Genomic DNA, 23,518 nt, shown 5'->3' with positions numbered 1-23,518 from the left:
GGTATCATGGCCATTACAACCTATTCATCGCACTATTCCGATGCCGGACACCGCACCACGGACGGACTGCAGGCGCTTAGTCTGCTGATACTGGCGGTGGCGCAGATCATATCCGCACAGTTACCGTTTATTATGGGCTGGCCGGAGACGGTGGCCTCACAGGCCCGTCTGGTCGAAACGCCGCTGACGCCGGCCGGATATACTTTTGCCATCTGGGGTGTGATCTATCTGTGGTCGCTGGCGTTTGCGATCTGGCAGATACTGCCGCGCCAGTTACATAATCCTGTGGTCAGGCGTGCGGGCTGGCCGATAGCCGGTGCCTTTGCCGCCAATACGCTTTGGTCGTGGTGGGTGCCGCAAAACGGTGTCGATGCCGTCAGCTTCCTGATCATTGTGGCAGGTGTCACCTGTGCCTGTGCCGCCATGCTCAATCTTGTGCGTTCGGAAATTCTGTTGACGCGGGCCGAAGATACGCTGGTGCTGATGCCAATCAGCCTGCTGGCCGGATGGGTGAGTGCCGCGGCCTTTGTCAACGCGGCCTCGGCGGTGCGCCTTTACGGCATAGACCAACTCGACCCCACGAGACCGGGTGTGGCTATGGGCTTTATGCTGACATCTATGGCATTTTTGCTGACTCTGACGCGCCTTGGCGGGCAGATGTTCTACGCCATTGCCGGCATGTGGGCGTTGCAGGGCATTATCGCCGCCAACCTCAATCGCCCCGAAGCCGGGATTCTGAATATTGTGGCAGGGATCGGGATCGCCCTGCTGGCCGCTAATCTGGTCTGGGCCAAAATTCTGGGCCAAAATCAGAAAGCCGGATGAAACCTGAAGTCCCGCAGGGTTAGCGGCCCTGCGGGAAAGTCGGGAGAGGGCGGTTTCTTCTTATTTAGCCGGTACAGGAATGGCGTCAGGCCCTGTGGTGACCGTGTCATTCTTCACGGGCCGTTTCAGGGCTGCCCGGATACCGTTGCCGTAATCCGGATGGATCTTGTCGAAGTGACCGAGCGCCCGCTCAATAATGAAGTCCGGTACCCCGTCCATAGCCGCAGCTATATTGCCGAACAGGCGCGTTTTCTGGGCAGCATCGAACAGGTTGAACAAAGCGCGCGGCTGCACATAATCATCATTGCCGTCGCGGTGATTATAGCGGTCGGCATCGCCTGATATTTTCAGAGGCGGTTCGGCGTAGGTCTCAGTTTGCACCGGCCCGCCAAAGCTGTTGGGCTCATAATAGACATCGGGGTTGCCAGTATCGTTCTGGAAGAAGCGCATGGCCCCGTCCTTGTGATAATGGTGCACCGGACATTTCGGCGCATTGACTGGCAGGGCTTCATAGTGGGTGCCCAGACGGTGGCGGTGGGCATCAGCATAGGAGAAGATCCGGCCCTGCAACACCTTATCCGGTGAGAACCCGATCCCCGGCACGATATTGGACGGCGAAAACGCGGCCTGTTCGATCTCCGCGAAATAGTTATCGGCGTTGCGGTTCAGCTCCAGCGTACCCACCGGAATGACCGGATATTCGTCGTGCGGCCATACCTTGGTCAGGTCGAAGGGGTTGTATGAGGTCTTATCGGCGTCCTCTTCCGGCATGATCTGCACCTGCACGTCCCAGCGCGGGAACTCGCCGCGTTCGATCTTACCGAACAGGGCTTCCTGATAGGATTCGCGCGACTGGGCGATCACGTCGGCGGATTGCGCATTGGTATAGTGCTTATGGCCTTGCTGGGTTTTAAAGTGGAACTTGACCCAGAAGCGCTCACCCGCTGCATTGATGAAGCTGTAGGTATGGGAGCCGTAACCATTCATATGGGTCGGGTCGACCGGAATGCCGCGATCGGACATCAGTATGGTCACCTGATGCAGGCTTTCAGGGCTCAGCGACCAGAAGTCCCACATGGCGGTCGGCGAGCGCAGATTGGAGCGCGGGTGGCGCTTTTGGGTGCGGATGAAGTCAGGGAACTTATATGGATCACGGATGAAAAACACCGGCGTATTGTTGCCAACCAGATCCCAGTTGCCCTCTTCGGTATAGTATTTCATGGCAAAGCCGCGCACGTCGCGCTCAGCATCGGCGGCCCCTTGCTCACCGGCCACGGTTGAGAAACGCAGCAGCATGGGGGTCTGCTTGCCGACCTCAAACACCTTGGCGCGGGTATATTTCGCAATGTCGTGGGTGATGGTCAGCGTCCCATAGGCGCCCCAGCCCTTGGCGTGCACGACGCGCTCAGGGATGCGCTCACGGTTCTGATGAGCCAGCTTTTCGATCAACTGGTAGTCCTGCAACAGAACCGGCCCGCGCGCGCCAGCGGTTAAGCTGTTTTGGTTGTCAGATACCGGTGCGCCGGCGGTAGTCGTCAGTTTAGCACTTTGGCCCGTCACCGGACACTTCGAAGGTTGGGAACTATCTGCGCTCATGGGGGTGTCTCTCCGTCGTTAGAGCCGCCGGTGGTGTGGGGACGTATCGGGCAGCGGAGTGATATTGCGCCCATCAGGCGAATAAGGAAATTCAATTATAATTGAAATGTGGATAAGCAAAATCTATGAAAACGGGGGTGGAATGGGGGGGCTGTGCGCTACCCCGATATCGCGCTATGCTGATCTTTTGAAGGGATGGGGCATGGTTGATATCGCTTATGCGCACGACGAAGATAAGACAGCGTGGCTGCCACTGTGGAACGCCTATCTTGAATTTTACCAGCAGGATCTGCCGGCTGAGGTCACCGATCTGACCTGGGCACGGTTTTTGAACCCGGATGAGCATATGTATCTGCTGATCGCCCGTGATGGAGATGCCGTGACCGGTTTTGTCAGCTTCATGTTCCATCGCTCGACCTGGGCGCGCGGAGGATACGTTTATCTTGAGGATTTGTTCGTGGATGAGGCCCGCAGAGGTCAAGGCATTGCCCGCGCCCTGATCGGGGCGGTTACCGCTCAGGCCCGTGAGCTGGGGGCTGAGCGGGTCTACTGGGTTACTCATACCCATAATACTAACGCTCAGGCCCTGTATGATAAGGTCGCCACCCGCACCGATTTTTACACCTATCATAAGGTCGTCTAAGGCGGTGTGAGCGGTAAAAGCTGTAGCCGTTTCGACACGGTTATTTCCTGCGGATATGATATGCTATCCGCTGATGATCTTAGTCACAGGGGGAGATGATGCTCAAGCGAACATATCTGATCAAAGCCGCTGTAGCGGCCGTGGTGGTAATGGCGGCGGGCCCGGCTATGGCCCAGACTCCCAAATCCTATCCCAAACCGGTGCAGGATCATCTGAAATCCTTATCTGGCATGTGCGCCGAAGTGGGCGGGCGCTTTCTGGATCCGGCCTCGGCCATGCGGGTGGCGGATTTTAACGGCGACGGGCGCGCTGACTATGGTGTTTATCAGGGCGAACTGATCTGCGACGGGGCCGCTTCGCTTTACGGCGGCAATGCCGGATCGCCGCTTACGGTATTTGTATCGACACCTGCGGGATATAAAGAAGGGTGGGGCGGTTATGTCTATGCCGCCAATCTCGACAAATCAGCCGCTGGCGCCAAGCTGTGGGTCGATGTGGCCGGGGCCGACTGCGGCAGCAAGGTCAAGCGCAGCTTTGCCACCGAAGTCTTTTGCGCGCGTGCCCTGATGTGGGTGCCGGCCAAGGGCGAGTTTACCTTTGAGCCCCTGACCAAGATGCGGCTTATTCAGTAGTAGCCGCAGACGAGCGGTGAGGGTTTTCAAATATGACCTCGACCGGCAGGTCAAACACAGCGGCTATCCTGTAGGCCAGATCCAGTGACGGATCATGCTTATCAGATTCGATGGCAATGACCGCCTGGCGCGAGACCCCGATTTTGGCGGCAAGGTCGGCCTGAGTCAGGCCAGCCTCGGTACGCAGAGCCTTGAGGTTGGTTTTCACGCGGTGCGAACCTTACTGTCACGGATGAACGGTGAAATGACCGCAAAGCTGATCCAGAAGATCATGTAGGTGTAATCCAGACCACTGCCCGGCGTTTCTGTGTAGTTTTTGAGAAAGCCCCAGGCGGTGCTGATAAACAGGGTAATGCCGGTGGCAACAATAAAGCGCCGGGTCATGATTGCGCGCATATATTCGTCGCTGCGATCCATAAAGCGCAGGAAAACCAGTATAGTACCGCCGATCGGGATGCTCGGCAAAAGTGCGACTGCATAGAGCAGGGGCGCCTGCGGTGCGCCGAGCGGGGTCATGCCGCGGAAATAATAGCCTGCGAAAAAAACAGCGGCGATATAGACCGCCATCCATATGGCAAAGCCAAGGGTATATTCGGTTATGGGTTTCAGCGTTTTCATGTGAGCGTGTCCTGTTGAGCGCCGGTTGTCAGGCGCGTTGATAAGACATCTGGCCGGATGTAAGGTAAACCTAACATGCGGAAAATGTCAGGTCAAGCTTACATGTAAGGTGCGCCTTACATTTTTAGGGGGTGGGTTTTAGCCGCTTGCGGATAATCTCAAACAAAGGCCCGTCGCGTTTTAGCTGATCGCCTTTGCCCTGTTCCATCAACCAGTAAAACTGGCCGGATTTGACCGCTGGGTTCAGTTCGTAGTCCATACCGTCCCAGACATCTTCGCGAAAACTGTAAAACGCCCAGTGCGCTTTGTGGCCGTCCAGAATTGACAGCACGTCTTCCAGATAGATCGCGCAGTCCGTCCATTGCCGCATACAGCCGAACTCACCGGCTACGATACGGTTTTTCGCAATGCTGCGGGCGGCGGCCCACGCGTAGGGCGCGTCGATATGCGCCTTGACGGCGGTTTTGTCCCATAATTTTTTGCGGGGGCCATGCTGCAGATTCGCGCCCGGATAACGGTGGGGGATATTGCGCTTCATATTGGGGGCGCTGGTCGCTTCATAAGGCTCGTACATATGAAAAGCGTACAGCACGCGGGTGTCATTCAGGGCGCTCGGCCAGTAGTCGAAACTGCGCGCATTGGCGTACCAGCCGGAATCGACCATGACCGGGGTTGCCGGATCAACTGCGCGGATGGCGGTGATAACCCGGTCATAAAAGGCGGGCAGATCGTACAGTGTGCCTTGTTGCCTGGCGTACCAGTCTATCATGACGGCCTGATCGCTATGTTCAGGCAGGCCCGCCTTGAACTCCGGAACCGGCTCATTGATCAGATTATAGGCCGCGACTGCCGGATGATCCTTGAGGGCAGTCGCCAGATCGACCCAGAATTGCGTCGCCTGATGCTGAAAGGCCGCCTCCTGCCACAGGCGGTTATCATATTTACCGTCTGAGGTTTGCTGAGCCCAGCGCGATCCGGGCAGGCTTAGCGGCGCGATCACGACCTTAAGACCGGCGGCATGGGCGCGATCAAGGGTGGCGGTCAGGGTTTTAAGATCAGGCTGCGACAGGCCTCTATAGTCATCGGCGTTCCCGATCAGGAAATCCCGATTATTGCCCGCAGGCTTCCACTTGGAAAAGGTCAGCCGCACCCAGGTCGCGCCGCTGGCCGACAGGGCATTGAAATAGGCCTGATCCGGCGGCGCACCGTTAAATGAATTGCCGCCATGCTGGGGAGTATCCCAGAATGTGATCAGATCGGCCGCCTGCGCCACGCCCGCGTTTATGGTCAGAGCTATCGTGAGCGCAAGGGCTTTCAGGCCGCGTCCGAACATGCCCTAATCCACCGTCAGAGGATAGCCCGCCGCCACCCAGCCGTAAGTGCCGCCGCTTAAGTGCTTGCTGATCTCAAATCCCTGATGCTGGAGATATTCGAGGGCACGGGCTGAGCGGACACCGGCGGCGCAGTACAGGATAATTTCGCGTCCGTCAGCGGGCAGGGCGGCCGGATCAAACACGGACAGGGGCAGGCTTATCGCGCCCTCGATATAGCCCTGATCCCATTCCTGCGGTTCGCGGACATCAATCAGGGCGACATTGCCCGCGTCAAGTGCCGCTTTTAACTCAGCCGGGCTCAGGTTCACAATCGCCATACGGGGCTCCTCAATATCTTATTCTCTATGTCATATAGCAAAGGACAAGGCGGGCAAAGCGTTGATGCGCGGCACCTGTTCCGAGCACAAATGGGCATTGAATTTTGATGCCAAGAAGGTGTTTTTAAGCCGACGCCAAGATCAATTCTGGCGCGCTGAAATCCGGCGTGACCCTCGACCCTTGGGTCGTATCCGTCGGAGCCGCTTACCGGTTTTGACACTCTCTATCGAAGCCGCAGGCGGCAAGGGCTGGCTCCTTTCATGGGTTGTGGAGCCAGCCCTTTATTTGTGCGCGGTATATTTATACTATAAATTGCCTACAATTTTACCTCTTCTGGCGACGGGTGAGACGGGCCGGGACGTTAAAAGTAAGGACTCACTATGATGCCCGCATGTATCGGGCTGAGTGACGTAAAGCGTGATTATTACAGGCGTGACCATGACGGATTTCAAAAGTGTCGATACCTATGAAAACGTCACTCGTGATGTATTCGAAACTATAATCTTGCCCAAAGGGCAACCCGCGATCCTCAAAGGACTGGTGGCCCACTGGCCATGCGTTCAAAAAGCCAAAGAGTCTGTCGAAGCCTTAGCCGCCTATTTAAAGCCGTTCGATAGCCGAAAACCCGCTCTGGTTTCGGTATGTAAACCTGAACTCAATGGGCAGTTTTTCTATAACGACACGATGGACGGGTTTAATTTCCGCAATTTCAATGAAACGGTCAGTTTCGCCCTCGACTGGATGCTGGCCCATCAACATAAACCCGATGTTGAAGCTGTCTATCTGCAAGCATTGGCGGTAGATGTTCATTTGCCAGCCCTGGAAAGCGAAATGGATATGCCGTTGCTGGATGAGGGTGTGCCGCGTGTGTGGCTGGGTAACACCCTGCGTACCCAGACCCATTTCGATCTGGCCAAAAACATTGCCTGCCATGTGGCGGGGGAGAAATTATTTACGCTGTTCCCGCCCGATCAACTGGCCAATCTTTATCCGGGGCCGCTGGACCGCACGCCTGCGGGCGTGCCGATCAGCATGGTGTCGATGGAAGCGCCTGATTTTAAGACATTTCCACGTTTCCGGCAGGCGCTGGATTCTGCTGTGCAGGCCCGTCTTGAACCGGGCGACGCTTTATACATGCCGGAATTATGGTGGCACCATGTGCAGACCACAGGGCCGCTCAATATGCTGGTCAATTACTGGTGGAGCGAAAACCGGCCGGAACTGGTTTCGCCGTTTTTGCCCATCTATATGGCGGCCCTGAGCCACAAACGCTTGCCGCCTGAGCAGCGGGCGGTGTGGCGGGACATGTACGATTATTTTATCTTTGAAAGTCACGGCGATCCCTTGCCGGGCGTACCGGCAAGGGTCGACAGTCTGTTTGCGGAAGATATGACCTCCCCGCAACTCAACCAGTATAAGCTTCAACTCAAAAATATGGTTTAGCCTGCCGGTTTTTTAGGGCCCATGTTCAGCACAAAGGCTGGCCCGATATCGATGGTCTGTGGCGCGTGGGCCAGTTGAACAGCAAAGTTGGCCGTCCCCTTGGGATAGGTGTCTGCCGATGTGGCCGTCACGGTATATAGTTCCCAGGTCGGTTTCAGGGTGATGGTCTTTTGCACCAGTCCGGTATAGGGCGCGCCCGATTGCTGAAGACGCAGAGTGACGGTGCCCGCGGCACCATTTTCTGTCGCCGTGGCCTTGAGCCATATGGCCGTGACAATTTCGTCGCCCTTGGTGATCTTGCCGGTAATCGGCATCTGGGCGGCGGCGTCCCAAGGGTTAGCCCCGGCCTTTGAGATAATCACACGGCGGGCATCACCGCCCTGTACCGTTTCATCCTTGATCGGGGCATTGGTCTGTACGCTGCCGAAGATCTGGTAGCTGGCGACATTGGGATTATTGATCGCTTTTTTCAGGATGTCGTCTTCCTGCGCGTGGGCGGGCGCCGGGGCGCTGACATAAACGCCCGCGCTCAGGCCGAGCGTCAATGCGGCTAAAATACTAAAAGTCTTCATGGTTTCCTCCCTCTGTAGTGTTTATTTTGCAGCTTCGTTATAGGGGCCGATCAGGGTGCCCACGAACCCGCCCGCCTTACGCGTGCTCAGGAATGTGGCGTCCAGACCCTTTCGGATCGTCACCCATTCGCCTTTTTTCAGAGCGTAGGCGAGGTCAAATGTCCCGCCATTGGTTGTGATTTTCAGATAGACCGGCGTTTTCGGCTTGTGCGGGATCTGCGCCATGATCAGGCGCTTACCCGCGACCGGATCATTGGCGGTCTGGCGGATGTTGAGCGCGATCACGGTCTGACCTGCCATTTGAGTCAGGCCAAAAAACAGATAGGCGTCATCGCTTTGGGTGGCCAAAAGCCCCGCCCGGTCGCCGTCTTTTTCCGGCATGTAGGTCACGGCAGTGGTGGCGGTGGCGATATGATGCTGCTGACGGCGGCCAAGGAATGACGGGGCGCCCTTTTTGTCGCCGATGGCCTCGGTCTGGGCTTTCAGCACCAGATCACCTTTGTTGAGACTGTAAAACTCCGTGCGCGGGGTGCGGATACCGACCCAGGCGGGGGAAAGCGTATCGAACTCATCCTTATAGCCGAAATCACCATTCATCGGCACAGCCGGCTTTGGGCCGGCTGGCAGATTCGGTTTGGCGGCGGTGAACGGGATACGCTTGCCGCCCTCAAGGATCATCGGCCAGCCGTTTTCCCATGTCACGGGCAGCAGGAATGTCTCACGGCCGATATTGTAAAGGTCGGGGCCATAGGGGCGGGTGGCCAGAAACGTCGCCCACCAGTCGCCATTTTGCGTCTGCACCAGCTTAGCATGACCCGCTGAGGTTACGGGGTTAGTGCGGGCCGGATCGAGCGTGCGCTGGCTGAGGATAGGATTGCCCTCGAACGGCACAAACGGGCCGGTGATAGCCGGGGCGCGAAACACGACCTGAGAATGCTGATCGCCGGTGCCGCCTTCGGCGGCGGTCAGGTAATAATAGCCGTCCTTATTGATCAGGTGCGGGCCTTCGATCCACGATGGTTTCTGGGTGATGTCGACCCCGCCATTGACGATCTGGGTGCGCGGACCGACCATTTTCAGGGTTTTCGGATCGAACTCCTGCACCCAGATGGCGCGGTGGCCGTCATAGCGCGGTGTCTCATTGGGCGCGCCATTATTGACGATATAGGCCTTGCCGTCTTTGTCCCAAAAGATTGACGGGTCGATGCCTTCGAAGTCAAACCATACCGGCTCCGACCACGGCCCTTTGGGATCGGTCGCGGTGATGACAAAGTTCCCGCTGCAATCGACGCAGGTATTGACGATATAGAAGGTGCCGTCGTTGTATGAGATGTCCGGCGCAAACACCCCGCGCGACGTCCCCAGATTGTCAAAATTCAACTGAGATGGCCGGTTTATCGCGTTACTGATCTGCGTCCAGTTGACCAGATCCTTTGAGTGAAATACCGGCAGGCCCGGATAGTGCGCAAACGACGAATTGACCAGATAATAGTCATCACCCACCCGCGTTATACTGGGGTCAGGATAGTAACCGGACAGGATCGGGTTGATATACTCATTGGCAGCAGGCTTGGCGATGGCGCTTTCCTGCCGTGTGCCGGAATATTCAAAGAACGCAAATCGCGCATCGCCCGCCTGAACCGACGCCGCACAGAGAAGGGTCGCGAGAGAAATGGCACCCGTTTTCAACAAGGTCATGATCCTCTTCTCCTATCTGACGCTGGCGTTTTTAAACGATGCGGCCAGAGCTTCGCGCAGAAGTTTGGGCTTATAATCAACATCGTAGGGGGTTGAGCGTTGCAGGGTCTTATCGGCCCGCGGCGTCCAGCCTTGCAGCCAGCTATATTTGTCGCACATGCCCCAGCACAGGAATTCTTTGAGCTGTTTGTAATCCAGCATCATGTCGACATAGCGGGTCGCGGCCCTGGCGATGGCGGCATCGCGCACTTTGGAATCGGTCGGCAAGTCCTTATCGTTGACATCGAATTCGGTGATCAGCAGGTCATAGTCCATGCCCACGATCTCATCGACAAAGGCTTTCCAGTCCTTGTCCTGCACCTGATCGATATGGCCGTCATTGCCGATATGGCTCTGGATACCCATGCCGTGGATGGTGATGTTCTGATCACGGAACCAGCGCAGCAGTTTCAGCACGCCATTGCGGTGGGTTTCGTTGCCCTTTTCCCAACTCATATAGTCGTTATAGACCAGTTGCGCGTGCGGGGCGTGTTCCTTGGCGGCTTCAAAGGCAATGCGCAGGGCGTCCGGCCCCAGAATTTCGGTAAAAGGCGTTTTGCGGATATTGCCGGTCTGCGGGTCGATGGTTTCATTAACCACATCCCAGGAATGGACCGCTTCGCCATAGTGTTCACAGACCGCCTTGATGTAGTCACGTAAAAAACGCTCGGCCTCTTTTTTGGGATTCGGGCCAAAGTTGTAGTCCTTGATCCACTGGGGCATAAACTCTACCCGGTTCCAGAACAGGGTGTGGCCGCGCAACTTCATGCCGTTTTGTTTGGCAAAGGCCGCGATACGGTCGCCGGGCTCAAAATTATATTTATCCGGCTGGGCGGCGATCACATAGATTTTGTGCTCGTTCTCCGGCACCAGAACTGCGCATTCGCGTTTTAAAATTTCGAGATATTTCTGATCATAAAACGATCCGGTTAAGGCATTGGCATTACCGGCGCCAACGGCGGAGCCGAACAATATCCCTTTGGCTTTGGCAAGTTCGGCCAAAGACGCGGTCGTTTGGGCTGACAGCGATGTGGGCAGGGCGGCGGCTGCGGTCATGAGGGCCAGAGCCTGGCGGCGTGATAAAGTCGACATGGAAGTCTCCTTGGAAACGTACAAAAAAGGGCGCACCAAATAAATTCGATGCGCCCGTAAGTCCTCCTTAAGCCGTTAGTTTAGAACGTGCCGCGGATCACAAAGGTCACCCGGCGGTCGTTCATGAACCATGAACGACCAGCGGTAATCAGTTCGCCGTTCGGTTTGGTGCCGATAACCGCCAAAGTCTTGGTGACCTCATTGGTCAGGTTCACGCCCTGAACGCCGATCTTTACCTGTGGCGTGACGTTATAGAAGAACGAGCCGTCAAGCTGACCCGATGCCTTCTGCATGATCGGCTGGAACGGCACGATCACGTCACGTACGGTAACCAGGAAGTCGTCACGCCAGTTGTAGGCCAGACGCGCCGAGATACCGTACTTTTCATAGAATACCGTCGCGTTGGCATTGTGCTTGGACAGGCCTTGCAGCGGCAGAAGCGAGGTATCGATGATGGCTACGCGGCCAGCCGCTACGTCCGGATCGGTTGCCGACAGCGTGGTTTGCTTTACGCCGTCAGATTCGATGTAGGAGTAGTTGGCATTGACACCCAGACCGTCGAACGGCACCGGCAGGAAGTCGTAGGTTTGCTGGTAAGCCAGTTCAAAGCCCTTGATCTTGCCTTTGTCTGCGGAGTTTACAGGCGTCGTCACCGGGATTGAGAACGTCGCTCCGTTATTGGTGAAGTTCAGACGCTCGTTGCCGTTGGATACGACATTGCTCAGTTCTTTGTGGAACAGGGCCAGGGTCACCGAACCGACCGGGGCAAAGTACCATTCCGCCGACAGATCGATGTTGTTGGATTGCGTAGGCTTCAGTTGTGGATTGCCGACCGTGGTATTGCCGGTGATGATTTCCCGGTTGTCGTTAACCGTCAGACCCGCAATATTGTAGTAGGCGCGCGTCAGACCCATTTCCGGTGGGGTGAGGGTCTTGGACAGGCCGAGACGCAATACCCACTCAGGATTTGGCTGGTATCTTACGTTTAAGCTGGGCAGAAGATAGCGATAGCTGACCTCGCCATCTATAGGGCTGATGGCGCCGTTGCTCCAGTTACGCAGATCGTTGCGGGTTTGCAGCGGCAGCAGACAGAAGCCTGTGACCGGCTGCCCGACAGGCGGGGCCGCGCATTCAGCCTCTGTCCGGAAGGTCGATCTTGGGAAGGCCTGATAGCCGGAGGTCGTCCGATCAGTCTTGGTGTAACGCAGACCGACATTACCCGAAATCTTGCCTCCGTTGTCCATTTCATGACGGAACTGAACCATCATATAGGCGGCACGGTTTGTCTCAACCACCGGATTGATTTCGTTCAGACGGAACGGTGTGCCCGCAATGGTATCGCACCGGTCAAACGCGCTGTCCCAGTTGGCCGAGCGTGTGGTGCCGTCCAGACAGGTTTCCGCATTTGCGGTTATCACGGCACCATTGGCATCGCGGTAAGGCCGCCAGGTGGTGCTCACCCTGTTGGCAAAGTTCAGGTAGGACTCGTAGTCTTTAACCATATTTCCGGCATAGAACAGATAACCGTCCGCACCGACAGGATTGGCGATATCGCCCTGCATGAAATTATCGAAGGTAAAGGCTTCGACCATGCCTGACGATGTGCCCCCACCGACAAGGGTATCATCCATCCAGACGGGCCCGCCCGGCGCACTGCCACCCCAGATTTCCGACAACACACCCCAGTTATACTGGGAGAAGCGGGTGGTCTGCTCACGCTCAGACCAGCGCACCCCGAAATCGACCGATTTTACGAAGTTGTTGTCTTCGAACAGGTACTGGGCGTCTAACCGAACTGCGGTTTCTTCGCCTTCGGATTGCTCGAAGTGATCCATAGCCGAACGCCAGAAGGTGTTGTACGGGCTGGCATATGAGGCGTTGGCGCCGGCTGCATACGGTTGTGGCGCGGTGCCAGAGCCGTTTGGACAGACCGTGGGGCAGGCCTGACCAGCGTTGTTGACAAGGGTCGGACGCTGGAAGCGGATGGTTGGGATATCATCGCCATTGATCTGAATAAACGCATCCTGGAATGACGAGCCCCAGATGGTGTTGTCGATAACGTCAACCGTGGATTTGACGCGCTGGGCATCAAACGTAACGCCCCAGCGGTCATTGGGCGTCCATTTGAAGTTGAAGCTGGCATCCTCAGTCATATATTCCTGCTGCTGGTCGCGGCGGATATTGTTCGACTGGAGGCCGTAAACCGGCGTGCGGTTGTTAGGTGCCGTAGTGTTGGAGTCGGAACGCCAGCCCTGGATGCCTGAGATCAGGCCTGAGGTGAAACGCCCCTGATCGTCGATCGTTACATCAGAGCCAAATACCGGGAAAGCGTCACGGCCATCGGCGGATACGTTATCTGTGGCGATTTCAATGGCATGTTCGGTCCAGGCCTGCGTGGCTTCGGAGCGCAGATACTGGAACGTGGCCAGCATGGTGTCATCGTTTGAACGCCACTGCGCCGCCAGGCCGTAACCTTCACGCTTGCGCTCTGAGATTTGCGAGCGCAGCGCCGCACCGCGCGGGAACCACATGCCATTGGCGGTGTCCGACGTATTGGCTTCGGTACCTGCGTCCAGACACTGAACGGCTGAGGTGGCCACAAGGCCGGACGCCAGACCGTTGATCAGAACGCCCGGTGTGCCAACACCATCGCCATCGGTTGTGCTTTGGTCGGCGGAGCGGTAACGGCAGGCGTAGTTTGAAATCTGCGCGCCATCAGACCGTGTGGTCAGCTCAGAATTCACATAGTTGACCAGCAGGCCTAACTGACCGACTTCGGTATCCCAGCGGTTGGAATAAAGGCCGGAATAGGTCGGGGTCCATTCCTTGGCGAAATCACCATATGAACCTTCGACCGAGAAGGAGATAACCTGCCCCTTGGAATCGAACGGCAGACGGGTGCGCAGGTTGACCGTGCCGGCGATGCCGCCTTCGATCATATTGGCGGACGGGTTCTTAAACACGTCAACACCGCCCATAAGCTCGGACGGCACATCGGCAAAGCTCAGGCCGCGTCCGTTGTTGGCTGAGAACACGTCGCGACCGTTGAGTTCCGAACGGGTCATGTTCAGACCGCGCACGGTAACGCCTGAGCCTTCGACCGAGAAGTGGTCAGGGTCAACCCCGGCGGCAAAGCGGTTGATTGAAACGCCCGGTACACGCGACAGCGCTTCGGTAACCGAACGGTCGGGCAGGGCGCCGATGTCTTCGGCGGTGATCGAGTCGACGATCACGTCGGAGTCACGCTTGATGGCCTGAGCGTTACGCAACGACCGGCGGATAGCGGTCACCACGACTTCGGTTGTATCTTCGCTGGCATTGGCCGTGGCGTTAGCGGTCGCTGCGGTTTCAGACGGAGTCTGCGCAAAAGCAGGACTCATCAGTGCCGACAGAGCGACTGCCGACACGCCGCAGCGCAGCATGGCGGATACGCCGCCACGATGACGTTTGGTTTGTTTCATAATGTTTCTTCCCTGTTATGATAACTTGTTAGCGCTATCATTAAGGCTTTTTTTAAGTTAGGTTATTTGCTATGTCAAGGTAATCGCGAGGCTTTGAAATCTGAAAACTCGTGTAAATATAAAAACATAGCCAGTAGTGACCGGTATTGTCAGACGATGAATACTTATGTCTTATAAATTGGCAAATTATAATACAATAAGCCCGAAAACAGGGCGTGGGAATGAAATGGTCGGGGAGTTTGTCTAAGTGTCTAAAAACTCTGATGAAAAAATAAAGCGTATTGTGATTGTCGGCGGCGGAACGGCGGGATGGATCGCGGCGGCCGGATTATCATCGCTCTATAAGTCTGAGGATTTAAGTATTCGTCTGGTTGAGTCTGAGGCCATTGGTACTGTTGGTGTGGGTGAGGCAACCGTGCCACACATTCGTCATTTTAATGTCAAACTTGGCATAGACGAGCGCGACTTCATGCAAAAGACCTCCGCGACCTTCAAACTGGGTATCGAGTTCTGCGACTGGAATCGTAAAGGCCAGTCCTATGTCCATCCGTTTGGGGCTTACGGCGAGCCTCTAGGCGGCGTGGGATTTCACCATCATTGGGTGCGGATGCGAAAGCGCGGTGACACGCGCTCGATCGATGAATTTTCACTGCCGGTAAAAATGTCACACATGGCGCGGTTTGCCATGCCATCTCCTGATATGCGCAGCGTCGAATCAACCTTTTCCTATGCTTACCAATTTGATGCGGGGCTCTATGCGGCTTACCTGCGCAGCTACGCCGAAGCGCGCGGTGTTGTGCGCACCGAAGGCCGCATCACGGGCGTGACGCAGAACGCGCAAACCGGCTTTGTTGAGGCCGTGGTTCTGGAAAACGGTGAGACGGTTGAGGGGGATCTCTTTATAGATGCGTCCGGTTTCAGAGGATTGCTGATCGAGCAGACTCTAAAGAGCGGGTATGAAGCCTGGAGCCACTGGCTGCCGTGCGACCGGGCGTGGGCGGTGCCTTGCAAAGCGTCGGATGCCAATACGCCCTATACCCGTGCTACGGCGCGGGACGCGGGCTGGCAGTGGCGTATCCCGCTTCAGCACCGGGTGGGGAATGGGTATGTGTTTTCGTCAGGCTTTTTGAGCGAAGACGCGGCGTGCGCCACACTGATGGCTAATCTTGAAGGGGCTGCGCAGGCCGAGCCCAAGATGCTGTCATTCACCACAGGCGTGCGCAAACAGCAGTGGAACAAGAACGTGGTGGCGATCGGGCTGGCGTCCGGGTTTTTGGAGCCGCTCGAATCAACCTCGATTCATCTGATCCAGCTTGCGGTGACCAATCTGGTCGAGATGCTGCCGGATATGCGTTTCTGTGATGATGACCGCGATGAGTTCAACCGCATCATGCACCTTGAGTATGAGCGGGTGCGGGATTTTCTGATCCTGCATTATCACGCCACTGAGCGCGATGACACGCCGTTCTGGGATTATTGCCGGGCCATGACCATTCCGGACTCTCTGGCCTATAAGATGGCTCTGTTTCGCGAGCGTGGCGTGATCGTCAACTACAAGGATGGTTTCTTTCTGGAACCGAGCTGGCTGGCGGTCTATATCGGTCAGGGCGTCATTCCGGAGGGTTATGACCCGTTAAGTGAGCGTATCAGCGATGAGGCGTTGACGCGCTATATGGCAGATTATGCTGGTAAGGTCTCCGCTGCCGTTCAGGCCATGCCCAGCCATGCGGCGTTTCTGGAACAATATTGCCCGTCGGCGGTTGTCACCCGTCGCGCCACGGCGGGAGCGGTCTGATGGCGCGGCTGAAATCCATATTGATCTGCGGCTCTGGCGTGGCGGCATGGTTTATGGCTGCGGGGCTGTCTAAGGCTCTGGAAGGCCAGAATTGTCGGATTACCGTGCTGGATGACGGGGCTGAAGGCGACAGCGCATGTCTGGGCCGGGCCGTCCTCACCTTGCCGTCGCTGCGAGCCTTTCATAGCGTACTGGGAATCCCCGAAGATCAGGTCATCAGGGCCACGCGGGCATGGCCCTATACGGCGCTGAATATGGGCAGCTACCATATCGGCATCGGTGATCACGGCGCGCGGCTGAATGCGGTCGCCTTTCATCACTTCATGACCTGGCGACGGCAACATGGGCAGATTGACAACATTGATGCCTTTTCAATCCCGGCCCTGATGTCCGCACAGGGTAAGTTTACGCGACCTGTTAATGATCCTAACTCCGTGCTGTCCGGGTTCAGTTACGGCCTTGTGCTGGATGTCGGGCGATACAGTGATTTGCTCAGGCACTATGCCTTATCGCGCGGCGTGGACGTGGCTGAGGGGTGTTTGACCAAGGTTGACGGCGGTGCGCAGATTGCCTCGGTTCATCGTGATCAGGGCGTGCCTCTGACGGCGGATTTATATATTGATGCTACAGGGGCGGCCGCGCGTCTCATGAGCACTATGGACGTACCTTTTGAGGCTGATCCCTATCTGAAAGCCAATCGCATCCGTCCGGCCTTGCCTCACGATACGGTGGTTCCGGTGATGACGGCCGCCGGTCAGATGCTGCCGGTTATGGGCGGGACGATTACCGATGATGTCGCGACCGATGGCGAGGGCCGTGCTTTCGTTCAGGGGCGCCGCGCACAGTTCTGGGCCGGCAATGTGCTGGCCGTGGGACATGCAGGCGGCGTGCTGCAACCGTTTATGGGCCATGAACTGCAATTGTTGCACACCAGCCTGATCCGGTTGATCGGTCTGTTTCCGGATGATGGCATGTCAGCGGTTCTGGCAGGGGAATATAACCGCCTGATGATCCAGACCTTTGACCGGGTAAGGGATTTTGTTCTGCTGCCACAGGTTCTGCGGGGGCAGACGGAAGGCTCGCCCGAGCTGATCCGTAAAATTACCCAGTTCAAAAGCCGGGGGCGGGTGGTCATGTATGACGAGGAAACCTATTCGGAGGCTTTCTGGGTTTCGGTCTTTTTGGGGGAAGGTGTGTGGCCGGAACGCTATGACCGCATCATCGATAGCATGGATTTTGAACGTTTGAATCAACAATTGATAAGGATGCGCGATATCATGGCGCGGGCGGTATCTAACATGCCACCGCTTCAATCTGTGGCGGGCGTGCCCGGAGTGCCGGCATGACTCGATGGTGGACGGTCTGTTGCTTGACGATGTCCGGCGCAACCTTAAAAATATCAGATCGGCGGTTGCCCGGACAGTGTAGACCATGCCGGCGCAGGCAGCCTTTATCCGCCACGTCTTCGCCAGCGACACCTTTCTTAAAAGTGCATACATAAGCGCTTGAGTAATCAGGGAATTCAATATGGAAACGATCCGGAACATTGTGATTGTAGGCGGCGGAACGGCCGGATGGATGACAGCGGCCGCCCTGTCCAAGATCCTTGGGCCGCAGTATGCCGATATTACGCTGGTGGAATCCGAAGATATCGGCACCGTCGGCGTGGGTGAGGCGACCATCCCGCAGATCAATATCTTCAACCGTCTGCTGGGGCTGAAAGAAGACGATTTTATCCGCCAGACCAACGGCACCTTCAAGCTGGGGATCGAGTTTGTCGACTGGGCGCGCAAGGGCCACAGCTATTTTCACCCGTTTGGGCCCTACGGCTTTGACATGAAGGGGGTGTCGTTCCACGCCTTCTGGCAAAAGCTCCAGACGCTGGGCGTCAGCGACTCGATTTCTGATTACAATCTGCAGGCGGTGGCGGCGCGCGACGGCAAATTCATGCGGCCGGTTCAGGTTGAAAACTCGCCGCTCAGCACCATCGCCTATGCCTTTCATTTTGACGCCGGACTGTATGCTAAATTCCTGCGCCGGTTTTCTGAAGGTTTGGGGGCGCAGCGCATCGAAGGCCGCATCGTCAGTGCCGATAAAAACGCTGACACGGGCTTTCTTGAGGCGGTCGTGCTTAATGATGGCCGCCGGATCGAAGGCGATCTGTTTATCGACTGTTCCGGTTTTCGCGGCCTTTTGATTGGTCAGCAGATGGGTGTCGGTTATGAAGACTGGTCGAAGTGGCTGCCCAATAACCGGGCCTGGGCGGTGCCGACTGAGCGGGTGCCCTCAAGAAGCGAAGCGTTAGGGCAAAATAAATATGCAAATCCGACACCCTATACTCGCTCAACCGCGCGCGAGGCCGGCTGGCAGTGGCGCATCCCGCTGCAACATCGCACCGGCAATGGCTATGTTTTTTCCAACAACTTCATCGATGAGCAGGCGGCGATGGACACGTTGCTGCAAAATCTGGATGCCAAGCCGCTGAAAGACCCGATGCTGATTAAGTTTCAGGGCGGCCATCGCCATAAATTCTGGGAAAAGAATGTCGTGGCGATCGGCCTTGCGTCCGGGTTTATGGAGCCGCTGGAATCGACTTCCATCCACCTCATTCAGGTTGGTATCGCCAAGCTGTTGCAGATGTTCCCTGATAAGGGGTTCGAACAGGCCGACATCAATCGCTACAATATGATGAGCGTGCGCGAATATGAATATATCCGTGATTTTCTGGTGCTGCATTTTAATCAGACCGAACGCGATGACAGCGAATACTGGCGTTATTGCCGCAATATGGAACTGCCCCCAAGGCTTCAGGAAAAATACGACCTGTTCCAGAGCCGGGGACGGATTTTCCGTGAGAATGAGGAGCTGTTTAACGACACCTCATGGTTCGCGGTTATGGTGGGCCAAGGCATGACCTGGCGCGGTTATGATCCGGTCGCCGATGTCATGACCGATGAAGACGTTAAGCGGCAGTTGTTCGGCATCAAGGACGCGATCCGTAAATCGAGCGACTACATGCCGACCCACGAAGATTTCATTCGCGCCAACTGTGCGATGGATGCGCCGGTTGAGGTGATGTCTCAACTGGCCTGATAAAACCTATTTAAGTTCAATAAAATAAGGGAAGAAGCTATGTCTAAAATCAGCATGTCGCGCCGACTGTTCGGCGCATCGACCGTGGCGCTTATGGTGTCGGCAGCGACCCATGCGGCGGCTCAGGGCGGTGGTAAAACGCTCTATAAAGACCCCAAGGCCGCCCTCGATGCCCGCGTCAATGATCTGCTGGGGCGGATGACGCTGGAGGAAAAGGTTGGTCAGATGATGTGCATCTGGCAGGAAAAGGGCAAGATTCAGACCGATGCCGGTGAGTTTGACGCCAAAAAAGCGTCTGAGACTTTCCCCAATGGCATTGGCATGATTGCCCGCCCCAGCGACCGCGTGGGGGTAAAGCCCACCTCCGGTAATGCCGGCGCCGAGGCCGGTGTCGTCAACCGCAATCCGCTGGAGACGGCGACCTATTGTAATGCCGCGCAGAAATGGGCGGTTGAAAAGACCCGTCTGGGTATCCCGCTGTTCCTGCACGAAGAAAGCCTGCACGGCTATGTGGCGCGGGAATCGACCTCCTTCCCGCAAGCGATTGCGCTGGCATCGTCTTTCGATCCCGATCTGGCCCAAAAGATATTCTCGGTGTGCGCCAAGGAAATGCGCGCGCGCGGCACCAATCTGGCGCTGGCGCCGGTGGTCGATGTGGCGCGTGAGCCGCGCTGGGGCCGGATTGAGGAAACCTACGGCGAAGACCCTCATGTCTGCGGCGTGATGGGTAAGGCGGCGGTACTCGGCTTTCAGGGAGATAGCCTGCCGCTGGCCAAGGACAAGGTGTTTGCGACCCTGAAGCACATGACCGGTCATGGTCAGCCGGAAAACGGCACCAATGTTGGGCCAGCCAATATCTCGGAGCGAATCTTACGCGAAGACTTCTTCCCGCCATTTGAGAAGGTGGTGAAGGAAACAAATATCGCGGCGGTCATGCCGTCCTATAACGAAATTGACGGTGTACCATCCCATGCCAATACCTGGCTGCTGGGGACCATCCTGCGCGGAGAGTGGGGCTTTAAGGGCGTGCTGGTGTCGGATTATTTCGCCATCAAGGAAATGATCACGCGTCACAAGCTGGTGCCCAATGATATCGAGGCGGCCTTCAAGGCGGTTAAGGCTGGCGTTGATATCGAAACGCCCGATACCCAAACCTATCCCAATGTCATTCAGTTGGTAAAAGATGGACGCGTTTCTCAAGGAGAGATCGACACGATCGTTGCGCGTATTCTGACGCTCAAGTTCCAAGGTGGCCTCTTCGAGGCGCCTTATGTTGACGCTAAGCAGGCCGCCAAACTGACGGCGACGCCGGAAGCCATCGCGCTGGCCCGTGAAGCGGCGGTCAAGTCGGCAGTACTGCTGAAAAATGACAAAAAACTGTTGCCGCTGGATGCCAAAAAGGTCGGCAAGGTGCTGGTGCTCGGCACCCATGCCCGCGACACGCCGATCGGCGGCTATTCCGAAATCCCGCGGCATGTGGTCTCTGTCTTGGAGGGCTTGCAGGCCGAGGGCAAGAAACAGGGCTTTGAGGTTGCCTACAGTGAGGCCGTGCGCATCACCGAAAAGCGCGAATGGTCCGCCGATGAGGTCAAGTTCATTGATCCGGCCGTTAATGCCAAGCTGATTGCCGAAGCCGTTGAGGCCGCCAAATCCGCCGATACCATCATCATGGTGCTGGGTGACAATGAGCAAACCTCACGCGAAGCCTGGGCCGACAACCACCTTGGGGATCGTTCCAGCCTCGACCTGATGGGGCAGCAGAACGATCTGGCCAAGGCGATCTTTGATCTGAATAAGCCAACCGTGGTCTTCCTGCTTAATGGCCGTCCGCTGTCGATCAACCTGCTTCAGGAACGCGCCGACGCCATTATCGAAGGCTGGTATCTGGGGCAGGAAACGGGCCATGCCGCCGCCGACCTGCTGTTTGGCCGCGCCAATCCGGGCGGCAAGCTGCCGGTCACCTTTGCGCGTCACGCGGGGCAACTGCCGATCTACTATAACCATAAACCGACCGCCCGCCGGGGCTTTCTGGATGACACCACAAAGCCGCTCTATCCGTTCGGCTTTGGCCTCAGCTATACCACGTTCGATATCTCCGAGCCGCGTCTGGCCAAATCAACGATTGCGGCGACCGATAGTGTGCGTGTCGAAATTGACGTCACTAATACCGGCAGCCGCAAAGGTGATGAAGTCGTGCAACTCTATATCCGCGACGATTTCTCATCGATCACCCGTCCAGTTAAGGAGCTTAAGCACTTTAAGCGCGTGACCTTGGAGGCCGGGGCGAAAACCACCGTCAGCTTTGAGATCACCTCCCATGATCTTGAGTTCTACAACATGGAGATGAAGCGGGTGGTTGAACCCGGCACCTTCACCATCATGGCTGGCCCCAACAGTGTCGATCTGAAGACAACGACCCTGACGGTGGCTTAATACCCAAACGGCGGGCAGGTTCTGTACAAACCTGTCCGCCTGCGCTTATCTGACAATGGGCGCAAAGCGAATGGGGAGAGTGCAATGACAGATTTGAAACGCAGAGGTCTGCTGGCCGGACTGGTGACCGGCGGAGCCGCTATTGGCAGTACAGCAATGGCGCAATCCATCGCCACACCGCAAACCCATACACCTCAACCGCCGGTGACCGATCTGACGGTGGCCGAGCCCGCGCGCGCGCGGGTGCCGGTAGCGGTATGTAAACCGGCCACCGATTGGCCAAATCTGGGGCGGTATCGTGCCGCCAATCTGGTAAGTAGCGCCTTGCCCGCGTCTCAGCGCAGGGTGGTGTTTATGGGCGATTCCCTGACCGACAACTGGGCCGCCCTTGGCTATCAGCCGGAGTTTTTCTTACCCAATGGCTTTGTCGGACGCGGCATTGGCGGGCAAACGACTGCGCAGATGCTGGTGCGGTTCTGGCCCGATGTGGTCGCTCTCAAACCCAAGGTCGTACATATTCTGGCGGGTACCAACGATATTGCGGAAAACGATGGGCTCTATGATCCGGCTGCGACGACCGGCAACATCAGCGCCATGTGTTCGATTGCCAAGGCTAATAATATCAAGGTGGTATTGGCGTCAGTTCTGCCCGCGCTTGAGTTTCCCTGGCGCAAAGGGGTGGGCAATCCAACCGATAAGATCCTCAAACTCAATAGCTGGCTTCGGGACTATGCCGCCTCACAGCGCGCGGGCTATGTCGATTACTGGCCGGTGCTGAACAATGGTCAGAATGGCTTTAAATCTGAACTGGCACTCGACGGTGTGCATCCTAACCGGGCCGGATATTTGACTATGGCGCCGCTGGCTCTGGCGGCGATAAACAAGGCATTGAAAGCGTGATTGATACCCGTACCCGCGTATATGAAAATGTGACGTTTGAGCTGTTCTCACAGGAGATCGTGCCCGCCAACCGCCCGGCCATTATGCGCGGGCTGGTCAGGGACTGGCCAGCGGTTCAGGCCGCGCTGGCGGGCGATGAGGCGGTCGCCGACTACCTGAAACGCTTTGATATCGGCTATGCGGCCGAAACCCTGACCGGCGATCCGCTGATTAAGGGCGCGTTTTTCTACAGTGACGACCTGAAAGGTCTGAATTTTGATAAGATGCGTCTGCCGATACCGGCCACGCTTGACCGGATCTTAAGCCTGCGCGGCGAGGACAGCCCGCCGTCAGTCTATATCCAGTCGGTGCCGATACCGGACTGCCTGCCGCAGTTTGTGGCCGACAACCACATCCCCTTTATCCCGAAGGAAATTCAGCCGCGCATCTGGATCGGCAATCCGCTCAGGGTGCAAACCCACTATGACCTGTCCAACAATGTGGCGGCGCTGGTGGCGGGTAAGCGGCGCTTTACGCTGTTTCCGCCGGAGCAACTGGCCAATCTCTATGTCGGGCCGTTTGACTTTACTCTGGCCGGGCCACCGGTCAGCATGGTGTCGCTGGAAAACCCTGATTTCGCGCGTTATCCGCGCTTTGCCGAAGCGCTGAAAGCCGCCGAAGTGGCCGATCTGGAGCCGGGGGATGCGCTCTATATTCCCTATTTCTGGTGGCACCACGTTCAGTCGCAGGCGCCGTTAAATATTCTGGTCAATTACTGGTGGAAGGACGGCCCGCCCAATATGGGCTCGCCCTATGACGCACTTCTGCACGCCGCCCTGTCGATACGGGACATGCCTGACAACCAGAAACAGGCGTGGAAGGCGATGTTTGATTACTACATTTTTGGCTCGCACGGCGATCCGGTCGCCCATCTGCCGCCTCATATGAAGGGGCCGCTAGGGCCGGTGCCGCCGCAAGTCAGGCCTCAGCTTTTTCAAAAGCTTATCCGCAACATAGCGGGCAAATTATAAAAAAGACACAATAGGG

General features: G+C 56.7%; 19 protein-coding genes. 10 read left to right on the top strand and 9 right to left on the bottom strand.

Annotated features, from left to right (window positions below; all coding sequences use genetic code 11):
- Positions 1-6 precede the first annotated feature (6 nt).
- Entirely contained in the window at positions 7-825 is an 819-nt protein-coding gene (locus PQU98_RS04900) for a TspO-related membrane protein (protein ID WP_272743765.1), read from the top strand.
- A 60-nt stretch (positions 826-885) separates the two neighbouring features.
- Here PQU98_RS04900 and PQU98_RS04895 read toward each other — a convergent pair whose 3' ends face one another.
- Positions 886-2,421: a catalase gene (locus PQU98_RS04895; protein WP_272743764.1), complete on the bottom strand. Its 1,536-nt coding sequence runs from the start codon at positions 2,419-2,421 to the stop codon at positions 886-888.
- Positions 2,422-2,623: 202 nt separating this feature from the next.
- Here PQU98_RS04895 and PQU98_RS04890 point away from each other — a divergent pair, with 202 nt between their 5' ends.
- Positions 2,624-3,064 carry a GNAT family N-acetyltransferase gene (locus PQU98_RS04890; RefSeq protein ID WP_272743763.1) on the top strand — a complete coding sequence of 147 codons (441 nt, stop codon included), beginning with the start codon at positions 2,624-2,626 and terminating at the stop codon, positions 3,062-3,064.
- Positions 3,065-3,162: 98 nt separating this feature from the next.
- Positions 3,163-3,696, top strand: a complete 534-nt coding sequence (locus PQU98_RS04885) for a hypothetical protein (protein WP_272743762.1) — start codon at positions 3,163-3,165, stop codon at positions 3,694-3,696.
- On the opposite strand, the gene PQU98_RS04880 is transcribed toward PQU98_RS04885, so the two are convergent.
- The 4 genes from PQU98_RS04880 to PQU98_RS04865 form a co-directional block, all read right to left on the bottom strand.
- Positions 3,686-3,904, bottom strand: coding sequence for a helix-turn-helix transcriptional regulator (locus PQU98_RS04880; protein WP_272743761.1), 219 nt, complete (start codon positions 3,902-3,904; stop codon positions 3,686-3,688). The genes PQU98_RS04885 and PQU98_RS04880 overlap by 11 nt on opposite strands.
- Positions 3,901-4,314, bottom strand: a complete 414-nt coding sequence (locus PQU98_RS04875; RefSeq protein WP_272743759.1) for a hypothetical protein — start codon at positions 4,312-4,314, stop codon at positions 3,901-3,903. Before PQU98_RS04875 ends, PQU98_RS04880 begins: the two co-directional genes overlap by 4 nt.
- Before the next feature lie 124 nt (positions 4,315-4,438).
- Positions 4,439-5,647 (bottom strand): glycoside hydrolase family 5 protein, encoded by a 1,209-nt coding sequence (locus PQU98_RS04870; protein WP_272743758.1) that lies wholly within the window; start codon positions 5,645-5,647, stop codon positions 4,439-4,441.
- Positions 5,648-5,650: 3 nt separating this feature from the next.
- On the bottom strand, positions 5,651-5,965 hold the full coding sequence (locus PQU98_RS04865) for a rhodanese-like domain-containing protein (protein WP_272743757.1): 315 nt from the start codon (positions 5,963-5,965) through the stop codon (positions 5,651-5,653).
- Between the two features lie 439 nt (positions 5,966-6,404).
- Here PQU98_RS04865 and PQU98_RS04855 point away from each other — a divergent pair, with 439 nt between their 5' ends.
- Positions 6,405-7,409 carry a cupin-like domain-containing protein gene (locus PQU98_RS04855; protein WP_272743756.1) on the top strand — a complete coding sequence of 335 codons (1,005 nt, stop codon included), beginning with the start codon at positions 6,405-6,407 and terminating at the stop codon, positions 7,407-7,409.
- On the opposite strand, the gene PQU98_RS04850 is transcribed toward PQU98_RS04855, so the two are convergent.
- The 4 genes from PQU98_RS04850 to PQU98_RS04835 form a co-directional block, all read right to left on the bottom strand.
- Positions 7,406-7,981 carry a hypothetical protein gene (locus tag PQU98_RS04850; RefSeq protein WP_272743755.1) on the bottom strand — a complete coding sequence of 192 codons (576 nt, stop codon included), beginning with the start codon at positions 7,979-7,981 and terminating at the stop codon, positions 7,406-7,408. The two genes, PQU98_RS04855 and PQU98_RS04850, sit on opposite strands and share 4 nt — an antisense overlap.
- A 21-nt stretch (positions 7,982-8,002) precedes the next feature.
- The gene (locus tag PQU98_RS04845) at positions 8,003-9,679 is read right to left on the bottom strand and encodes a glycoside hydrolase family 43 protein (RefSeq protein WP_272743754.1); all 1,677 of its coding nucleotides are present in this window, start codon (positions 9,677-9,679) and stop codon (positions 8,003-8,005) included.
- Between the two features lie 12 nt (positions 9,680-9,691).
- Positions 9,692-10,810, bottom strand: a complete 1,119-nt coding sequence (locus PQU98_RS04840; RefSeq protein WP_272743753.1) for an endo-1,4-beta-xylanase — start codon at positions 10,808-10,810, stop codon at positions 9,692-9,694.
- A gap of 80 nt (positions 10,811-10,890) precedes the next feature.
- Positions 10,891-14,271 carry a TonB-dependent receptor gene (locus PQU98_RS04835; RefSeq protein ID WP_272743752.1) on the bottom strand — a complete coding sequence of 1,127 codons (3,381 nt, stop codon included), beginning with the start codon at positions 14,269-14,271 and terminating at the stop codon, positions 10,891-10,893.
- 247 nt (positions 14,272-14,518) lie between these two features.
- On the opposite strand from PQU98_RS04835, the gene PQU98_RS04830 reads away from it, so the two are divergent.
- The 6 genes from PQU98_RS04830 to PQU98_RS04805 all read left to right on the top strand — a co-directional run bounded on the left by PQU98_RS04830 (position 14,519) and on the right by PQU98_RS04805 (position 23,502).
- Positions 14,519-16,066 (top strand): tryptophan halogenase family protein, encoded by a 1,548-nt coding sequence (locus tag PQU98_RS04830; RefSeq protein ID WP_272743751.1) that lies wholly within the window; start codon positions 14,519-14,521, stop codon positions 16,064-16,066.
- Entirely contained in the window at positions 16,066-17,412 is a 1,347-nt protein-coding gene (locus tag PQU98_RS04825) for a tryptophan 7-halogenase (protein WP_272743750.1), read from the top strand. The genes PQU98_RS04830 and PQU98_RS04825 overlap by 1 nt, the downstream gene beginning before the upstream one ends.
- A gap of 181 nt (positions 17,413-17,593) precedes the next feature.
- On the top strand, positions 17,594-19,159 hold the full coding sequence (locus tag PQU98_RS04820; RefSeq protein WP_272743749.1) for a tryptophan halogenase family protein: 1,566 nt from the start codon (positions 17,594-17,596) through the stop codon (positions 19,157-19,159).
- Between the two features lie 39 nt (positions 19,160-19,198).
- Positions 19,199-21,592: a glycoside hydrolase family 3 N-terminal domain-containing protein gene (locus tag PQU98_RS04815; RefSeq protein ID WP_272743748.1), complete on the top strand. Its 2,394-nt coding sequence runs from the start codon at positions 19,199-19,201 to the stop codon at positions 21,590-21,592.
- An 84-nt stretch (positions 21,593-21,676) separates the two neighbouring features.
- Positions 21,677-22,492, top strand: a complete 816-nt coding sequence (locus PQU98_RS04810) for an SGNH/GDSL hydrolase family protein (protein ID WP_272743747.1) — start codon at positions 21,677-21,679, stop codon at positions 22,490-22,492.
- Positions 22,489-23,502 carry a cupin-like domain-containing protein gene (locus PQU98_RS04805; RefSeq protein WP_272743745.1) on the top strand — a complete coding sequence of 338 codons (1,014 nt, stop codon included), beginning with the start codon at positions 22,489-22,491 and terminating at the stop codon, positions 23,500-23,502. The genes PQU98_RS04810 and PQU98_RS04805 overlap by 4 nt, the downstream gene beginning before the upstream one ends.
- Positions 23,503-23,518: the final 16 nt, after the last annotated feature.

This window comes from Asticcacaulis machinosus, from assembly GCF_028550435.1.
Taxonomy (GTDB): Bacteria; Pseudomonadota; Alphaproteobacteria; order Caulobacterales; family Caulobacteraceae; genus Asticcacaulis; species Asticcacaulis machinosus.
The sequence above is the reverse complement of the archived record's forward strand: the minus strand, read 5'-3'. Positions and strand labels throughout refer to the sequence as shown.

Bases quoted from the DNA above. Each gene is read 5' to 3' on its own strand.
- PQU98_RS04820 (WP_272743749.1), top strand. From the start codon at position 17,594: ATGGAAACGATCCGGAACATTGTGATTGTAGGCGGCGGAACGGCCGGA.
- PQU98_RS04865 (WP_272743757.1), bottom strand. From the start codon at position 5,965: ATGGCGATTGTGAACCTGAGCCCGGCTGAGTTAAAAGCGGCACTTGAC.
- PQU98_RS04885 (WP_272743762.1), top strand. From the start codon at position 3,163: ATGCTCAAGCGAACATATCTGATCAAAGCCGCTGTAGCGGCCGTGGTG.
- PQU98_RS04810 (WP_272743747.1), top strand. From the start codon at position 21,677: ATGACAGATTTGAAACGCAGAGGTCTGCTGGCCGGACTGGTGACCGGC.
- PQU98_RS04870 (WP_272743758.1), bottom strand. From the start codon at position 5,647: ATGTTCGGACGCGGCCTGAAAGCCCTTGCGCTCACGATAGCTCTGACC.
- PQU98_RS04895 (WP_272743764.1), bottom strand. From the start codon at position 2,421: ATGAGCGCAGATAGTTCCCAACCTTCGAAGTGTCCGGTGACGGGCCAA.
- PQU98_RS04855 (WP_272743756.1), top strand. From the start codon at position 6,405: ATGACGGATTTCAAAAGTGTCGATACCTATGAAAACGTCACTCGTGAT.
- PQU98_RS04825 (WP_272743750.1), top strand. From the start codon at position 16,066: ATGGCGCGGCTGAAATCCATATTGATCTGCGGCTCTGGCGTGGCGGCA.
- PQU98_RS04835 (WP_272743752.1), bottom strand. From the start codon at position 14,271: ATGAAACAAACCAAACGTCATCGTGGCGGCGTATCCGCCATGCTGCGC.
- PQU98_RS04890 (WP_272743763.1), top strand. From the start codon at position 2,624: ATGGTTGATATCGCTTATGCGCACGACGAAGATAAGACAGCGTGGCTG.
- PQU98_RS04900 (WP_272743765.1), top strand. From the start codon at position 7: ATGGCCATTACAACCTATTCATCGCACTATTCCGATGCCGGACACCGC.
- PQU98_RS04840 (WP_272743753.1), bottom strand. From the start codon at position 10,810: ATGTCGACTTTATCACGCCGCCAGGCTCTGGCCCTCATGACCGCAGCC.
- PQU98_RS04875 (WP_272743759.1), bottom strand. From the start codon at position 4,314: ATGAAAACGCTGAAACCCATAACCGAATATACCCTTGGCTTTGCCATA.
- PQU98_RS04815 (WP_272743748.1), top strand. From the start codon at position 19,199: ATGTCTAAAATCAGCATGTCGCGCCGACTGTTCGGCGCATCGACCGTG.
- PQU98_RS04845 (WP_272743754.1), bottom strand. From the start codon at position 9,679: ATGACCTTGTTGAAAACGGGTGCCATTTCTCTCGCGACCCTTCTCTGT.
- PQU98_RS04850 (WP_272743755.1), bottom strand. From the start codon at position 7,981: ATGAAGACTTTTAGTATTTTAGCCGCATTGACGCTCGGCCTGAGCGCG.